The sequence below is a fragment of the Pseudomonas reactans genome, from assembly GCF_013387025.1.
Taxonomy (GTDB): domain Bacteria; phylum Pseudomonadota; class Gammaproteobacteria; order Pseudomonadales; family Pseudomonadaceae; genus Aquipseudomonas; species Aquipseudomonas reactans.
The window spans coordinates 423-694 of the sequence record NZ_JACAQP010000130.1 but is presented as its reverse complement, the minus strand read 5'-3'; positions in this window follow the sequence as shown (position 1 = coordinate 694).

Sequence of the window (272 nt, the reverse complement as noted above, 5' to 3'; positions counted from 1 at the left end):
TATTATGACAAGTCTTTTATTGTATTTTTGAAGATTTGTTTTTTTGAATGTTTTTGGAAATTTTGTTTATGAAAGTAAACACTCTTTTGTACAAACAAAAAGTAAGAGATTAGGGATGGATGTTATCTGGATTCAACATTCCTAGACGGCCTAGGAAGTATTGAAACTTGGTTTCGTCTAGAGCCTTAGTAAAGACATCGGCAATTTGATCTTCAGTGTTTATGAAGTGCAATTCGATATGACCTTTTTGAATGTTGTCTTTGAGGAAATGA